This is a genomic window from Pseudoalteromonas sp. G5_S1_14_S5 (assembly GCF_054968605.1).
In genome coordinates this window covers 44698-50837 of sequence record NZ_JBQKUM010000037.1, presented here as the reverse complement: position 1 = coordinate 50837, position 6140 = coordinate 44698, and the positions used below count along the sequence as shown (strand labels likewise).

The window sequence follows — 6140 nt, the reverse complement described above, 5'->3', positions numbered from 1 at the left end:
GGACCAAAAACAAAACATTTGCCGAAACTTTAAATAAATTTTTGACTTTCCACCCCGTCTCCAAGTACCAAAAATTCCGATAACTTTCTCTATTTGAAGACGCTTTATTCATAGGGTCTTTGTACATACCTAAACTCAATGTTGGCGTTCTGGTCAAGCTGTTGATTTTTTGCGATTCTCTTGGGTGTGTTATTCATGCCAATAGATTTAATACCTATCGATGACCTGACGCTGATTCAACACCGCCTGCTAGCGATATTCCTACTTGCTGCCCTACTTTGGGTACTTGAGCCCGTTCCGGTTTTCGCCACCTCGATACTGATCATTGCAGTTGAACTGGTGATGACTTCCGACAAAGGGCTGCACTTTCGGTCTACGCTTTGATGGATCTACTCCACGCAAAATTATCGAACTCTCTGCTCCAGAATTGGAAGGAGAATAGGCCGATAAATATAAGGTGATGGATGACAAAGAAACGACTCGTCTTGCCCTGCGCCCTCGCAGTTATGTGGTACCTGTCTATCGACGTCCAGTAGTACGTCCTAAAAAAGAGCTCACCTATGTGGTCTCTATCATTCCACTGGCGGTCTTCACTTTGACAAGCATCAAAGGTAAGAAGGTCTGAAACTGATCAACTGGGATGTGTTGTAGCTAGTCGCCGATGGTATTGTCGGCTTGCTTTTGGTCTACCTCGCCCTGTTTATCATCACCTAATAGACGCTAAGACTTCCCTTTAACCTTGACTAAGGCGCTAAATGTAAATTTAGCGCTTTTCGAGCTGTGCCGCTTCACTACATGTATCTAATTGATATTTAAATTAACATCCAATTGTGATTTCACTTCACTAACGGTCAAGAAACAGTATCAATATATTTAGAATTGATGATTTTAAATACTTTCCTTAACTGGCTGGGAGCGGCACTATACACCTATCAAAGACATCTCAATTCATTATTAAGTACGTTACCGTAGTTAGGTTTTGTCTAATCAGGAGGAATGGACCTTGAGACATACTATTAAATTTAAGATTCAGCTCGCCATTGCGATCATTATCGCCGTCGTGAGTGGCACTCAAGCCTGGATATCGGTTACCCAGCTAACCCAAGAAACTGAAGTCGCGATCAACCATGAAATGAAAAATGTAAGTGTAGGAACAACCAACTACATTGCCGATTGGCTTTCGACTCGCAGTGACATGATGTTGGCCAATGAGCCAACCATTTCAAGCAACAGTAATTCAGACCGTGAGTTATTGCTCACCAAACAAGCCGGACAATTCCTATCGGTTTATGCGGGTTTTAGTGACGGCACGAGCGCTTATGGTGATAAAACGGAAAGCTGGCCAGCAGACTACGACCCTCGTACCCGTCCATGGTACAAAGATGCCAACGCCGCATCAGACCTGATCATTACTGAACCGTATCAAGATTTCGATGGCAGTATTGTCATCAGCTTTGCGAAAGCCTTCAGTGGCCAAAAGCAGGGCGTACTGGCTGCTGACTTAACCGTGACAAGCATTATCGATACAGTTCTCAACGTAAAACTGGATAACGATGGCTTCGCTTTCTTGGTGGATGGTAACAACAACATCGTTGCATACAGCGATGAAGCGTTAAGTCAAAAGCCACTCACAAGCTTAAACCCAGAATTAACCGCAAATCGAGTGTCACAACTGATTCAGAACCAAACTATCACCACATTGGCTTGGCCTGGTCAGGGAGATAAGATGGTTTACATAGCTAAAGTTCCGAACACCGATTGGTCCCTGGGCATTGTTATCGATAAAGAACTAGCATTCTCTGCGGTAACAGATGCGATTCAATTCATCGCACTAACCTCACTTGTTCTGTACATCGTGATTTCAATCGCTAGCACCATGGTCATCAACCGACTGCTTTACCCATTACAAACCTTGTCAGAGGCGCTAACCCAGCTTGCTCAAGGTCGAGGTGACCTTACTCAACGTATCGATATCACCCGCATGGATGAAATCGGTAAGCTTGCTGAACTTGTGAACCAATTCTTAAGTCAGATGCAGAGCATGCTGAAAGGCGTCGTTGAGCACAGCCATGATTTAAACAACCATGCAGAGAAAGCCAACCAACTTGCGGCTCAGTCTTCAATGCGAGTAGAAAATCAACAAAACGATATCAACCAGATTGCCACTGCAATTCATGAAATGTCAGCAACTGCCGCCGAAGTAGCGAGCCATGCAGAATTAACCGCAACCGCTTCTCAAGCCTCTGCAACAGCCTGTAATGACGGCCAAGAAGTAATTCAACAAAACCGTGATGCCATCACTCGCCTTGCGACCCAAGTGGAAGACGCAGCCAATGTGATCCGAGAGCTGGAAAACAACGCACAAAGCATCAACCAGATCTTATCCACCATTCAAGGCATTGCTGAGCAAACCAACCTCTTGGCATTGAATGCTGCCATTGAAGCGGCACGTGCGGGCGAGCAAGGTCGTGGGTTTGCGGTTGTCGCCGATGAAGTTCGCGTGCTTAGCCAAAGAACGCATGGCTCAACGGAAGAGATCCGTGTGATGATCGATACCCTCCAGAAGAACACTGAACATGCGGTGGATAGCATGACCACCAGCACTCAACTGGCAGAAAACAGTGTTGACTTCGCAGAGCAAGCGCACGACAGCCTGTCTAAAATCACGCAAGCCATCAGTGAAATCAACGATATGGCACTGCAGATAGCCAGCGCAGCCGAGGAGCAACGAGCAGTCAGCGAAGACATCAGTCGCAATACACAAGGAATCAAAGATGCCTCTGACGACCTCGCCCAACAAGCGGAAAGCAGCCGTCATAGCTCAAATGAAATGAGTAATGCTGCAGAGTCGATGCGCCAAGACGTGGAGCGCTTTAAGGTTTAGCACGCCCCAAGCAAAGTCACTGAACCACACCAGCAAGCGACATCGACATAACCATAAATGCCAGCGACTCTATGCTGGCATAATTCCTCTCCACCTTACCTACTTGAAATAATTAGACATTGCTTAATTCTTGGCATGGTATTAGTTATGTTTTTACTTTTGGCTAAAAAATTTTAACCATTTAGTATACTGTTAAAAAATCACTCACGGTAGATCAACACGCCCCAACATCGCATTCTCATTGAAATAACATCACTATTTCCGGCTAAAAGGCGAATTTTCATTCAATAGTTATTTTTTTAAGACTTTGTTCACGTTTTTATTAATTAAATACCACCTGTATAGTTTACATTCAAAATTATATGGAGCCATTGAAAACCAGACACATATTTTGATAAAACTGTAATTAATTCAACATACGGATACTTTTCAGGTTAAAGATTTGTCTTTTGTAACATATTAACCAAACCTATAGTTAAATGCTGCGTAGCTTTTGGTTTGAATGTTTAACTTTGAAGATATAAGATGGCGACAAAATTTTTCGACATTGGTTCCAGATGTTTTTAAATAAAAAAATTACTAGCTTTTTCATAGCGATATTGGCTATCTGCGTCCTTTCTGGATGTCAATCAACCAAGCCCGGGTGGTATCTAAAGCCCCAATCAGACGATGACAACTATATTTATGCGGTCTCTCAGGCAAGGACTTTATCTCACGCTAAAAAAATTGCTGTAAACAACGTCAACGAAAAGTTGTGGACTCAAGTCGAGTCTTCTTTCTACATGAGAGACACAGTTCGAGAAACTAATGGTAAGGGTTTTTCAAATAGTCTAGTTGATAACAAAGTTAATACTAAGACTGAATCCTTGACCTTGAATGGTATCGAATATGTACAAATGGAAGAGAATGATCTTGGTGCGTTTGTCGAAGTAAGAGTGAAAAAATCACTCGTGACTCAACAGCTGATTCGCGAAATAAAAGACCTAAACCGTAAATCTCAAATCGAGCTTGATGCGCTTTCACACGAAGACAAATTACTTTGGTGGTTAGACAATCGTAATGTTTATCAAACTGAACACGATGCTTCAGTGCGTATCGCAATGCTTTCATCTCTGAAGCCTAGTTATAACGCTGACATTAGCGCAATTGAACAGCTGACCATTACACACCAAAAAATCAGCAGTCAAATTAACATCCGCCTCTCCTCTGATAGAGAGTCAAGAAAAGCCATTGAACTCTTGGGGAACCAGTTATCTGAGTTCAATATTGCGACCTCAACTTCAAAGAATAAAAACCAAACTCATGTGTTGAAAGTGGATTCTGAGCGTCGAAGAAACAAAGTCGGTGATGCTTATATTTCAACCTTGGTCTCTAATATCAAAATTATAAATAAAAAGTCAAAAACAGTGTCTAGTAGCGAAATTATCTCTACGGGTAACTCAGTTATTAGCTACAAATATGCTGACGAAGGCGCTGCTCGCCACTTTGATGAGCAAATCAAGGAAAAAGGGATCTGGACTGCGCTGGGCCTAATAAAGTAGCGCACCTTTAATCCAATAAATAACTAAACAAACGGATCTATTCGGAGACAACAAATGTTAAAAAAAACGTTGATGGCTACTGCTGTATTAGCAACCTTATCTGGGTGTGCTTCAGTGAGTGAGGTATGTCCGCCTAATACTCGTGTAGAGATTGAAGAGGCAGACGTGCAACTTCCTTCTTCAGAAGATACCAAGGTAGTCGTACTGCCTGTTGATATTGATTTTAAAAACTCGGCATCAAAAAAAATGAAGTCGGCAATACGTAATGCCTTGGAGACGCAAGTCGATGGTACTGGCGCTAATCTTGTTGATCGTAAAATTGCCAATAAAGTTAAGGGTGAAATTAAATTAGCAGAGCAGAGCGGCCGTCTAAGCAGTAAAGGGGTGCCAATTGCCGACTACGCGATTATCACTGAAATTACTCATGCCGATCTGAGCAAGTCATTCAGTGAATCTCGTACTTATACAAATGATGAAGGTGAAACTAAGGTTATTCCAGCATCATGTAGCTATGACTTTGATGTAAAAGCCATTGCAAAAGTCGTCACTTTACCAGCTATGAATGTAGTCCAACGAATCGAACTTGAAGGCGACGAGTATTCATCAACCGAAACGAATAACTCTCGCTGCCCTGTAAGCAATGCAACTTATGAATCAATGGCCGCAAAAGCGGCTTCAGAGGCGGTGAACCACTCTGTAGAAATTAAGAAATTACTTGCGGCAAGTGCTCCTGTGGTAGAAATGCGTCAATGTGAGGCCGGTACTCAAGTTCGTATTGGTATGGGTAAGCAGAAGAAAATCAAACCTGGAGCTGACATTTTATTTTCGAACGCAATGAAAAACATGGATGGTGACACAGAGATTTTCCCAATCGGTGACGGCTACGTTGTCAATAATGAGGTTAATGCAGTCACTGAAAAGTACTCTTGGGTGGTGATCGACGAAGAAGTTTCACTAAAGGTGAAAAAAGGCACAATGGGTAAAGTCGAAGCAAGCCGAGATTGCCCGGTTTTTGATATTGACTGCACTTCGAAATCGCTACTAGACGCAGTAGGTCAATAACTTATGAAAAAATTATTTATCGCAACCTCATTAGTAGCAGTGCTAGCAGGCTGTCAGAGCAACAATGCCACGGTTAAGGAAGCACAAAACTTTGCACCATGTACTTTCCCAGATGCACCTACCGTATCTGCACCGGGCTGGATTTGTGATGTGATCCCAAGTGACATCGCTGCAGCGGCAAAAGGCTACTCTAAGAAGAGTGCAGCTGGTATGGGTGTAATGCGCAAAATTGCGGTTAATGATGCTCGTGTGAACCTTGCCGCTGAGTTTGAAACTGACGTGAGCAATTTATTCCAAGCCGCGACGGAAGGTGTGACTTCTACTTCAGCAGCTGAAGGTGTAACGCTAGTAACTGAAGATGTTCAAGAAACATTCGAGAACATTACTAAGACAGTCGTAAATAAAACGCTAACCAACAGCCGCGTTATCGTAAGCCAAGCAAGCCCATCGGGTGGCCTGTACGTTCTGGTTGGTATGGACCAAGCAGCATACGACGCGAATATGAATAAAGTAATCGATGAAGTTGGTGGTGAAGATTCTGCTTTATGGGATCAGTTCAACAATGAAAAAGCAGCAGCGGACCTTGCTGCGGCGTTCAATGCATTGAAAAAATAACCGCGAACGGAACCGCGATCAGTATTAGTGAAAAAGGC

Annotated in this window: 6 protein-coding genes; all 6 read left to right on the top strand. The window is 43.1% G+C overall.

Annotation, left to right across the window (positions count from 1 at the left end):
* The first annotated feature begins 195 nt into the window (after positions 1-195).
* Positions 196-384, top strand: coding sequence for a hypothetical protein (locus ACTRWI_RS12695; protein ID WP_499131866.1), 189 nt, complete (start codon positions 196-198; stop codon positions 382-384).
* A gap of 76 nt (positions 385-460) precedes the next feature.
* Positions 461-625 (top strand): hypothetical protein, encoded by a 165-nt coding sequence (locus tag ACTRWI_RS12690; RefSeq protein ID WP_499131864.1) that lies wholly within the window; start codon positions 461-463, stop codon positions 623-625.
* A 378-nt stretch (positions 626-1003) separates the two neighbouring features.
* Positions 1004-2884, top strand: coding sequence for a methyl-accepting chemotaxis protein (locus ACTRWI_RS12685; RefSeq protein ID WP_499131861.1), 1881 nt, complete (start codon positions 1004-1006; stop codon positions 2882-2884).
* Between the two features lie 752 nt (positions 2885-3636).
* On the top strand, positions 3637-4425 hold the full coding sequence (locus ACTRWI_RS12680; RefSeq protein WP_499131859.1) for a hypothetical protein: 789 nt from the start codon (positions 3637-3639) through the stop codon (positions 4423-4425).
* A 54-nt stretch (positions 4426-4479) separates the two neighbouring features.
* Positions 4480-5487, top strand: coding sequence for a hypothetical protein (locus ACTRWI_RS12675; RefSeq protein ID WP_499131858.1), 1008 nt, complete (start codon positions 4480-4482; stop codon positions 5485-5487).
* Between the two features lie 3 nt (positions 5488-5490).
* Positions 5491-6102 carry a lipoprotein gene (locus tag ACTRWI_RS12670; protein WP_499131856.1) on the top strand — a complete coding sequence of 204 codons (612 nt, stop codon included), beginning with the start codon at positions 5491-5493 and terminating at the stop codon, positions 6100-6102.
* Positions 6103-6140 lie beyond the last annotated feature (38 nt).

Coding starts and splice junctions, on each gene's coding strand:
- ACTRWI_RS12670 (WP_499131856.1), top strand. CDS start 5,491: ATGAAAAAATTATTTATCGCAACCTCATTAGTAGCAGTGCTAGCAGGC.
- ACTRWI_RS12675 (WP_499131858.1), top strand. CDS start 4,480: ATGTTAAAAAAAACGTTGATGGCTACTGCTGTATTAGCAACCTTATCT.
- ACTRWI_RS12690 (WP_499131864.1), top strand. CDS start 461: ATGGATGACAAAGAAACGACTCGTCTTGCCCTGCGCCCTCGCAGTTAT.
- ACTRWI_RS12695 (WP_499131866.1), top strand. CDS start 196: ATGCCAATAGATTTAATACCTATCGATGACCTGACGCTGATTCAACAC.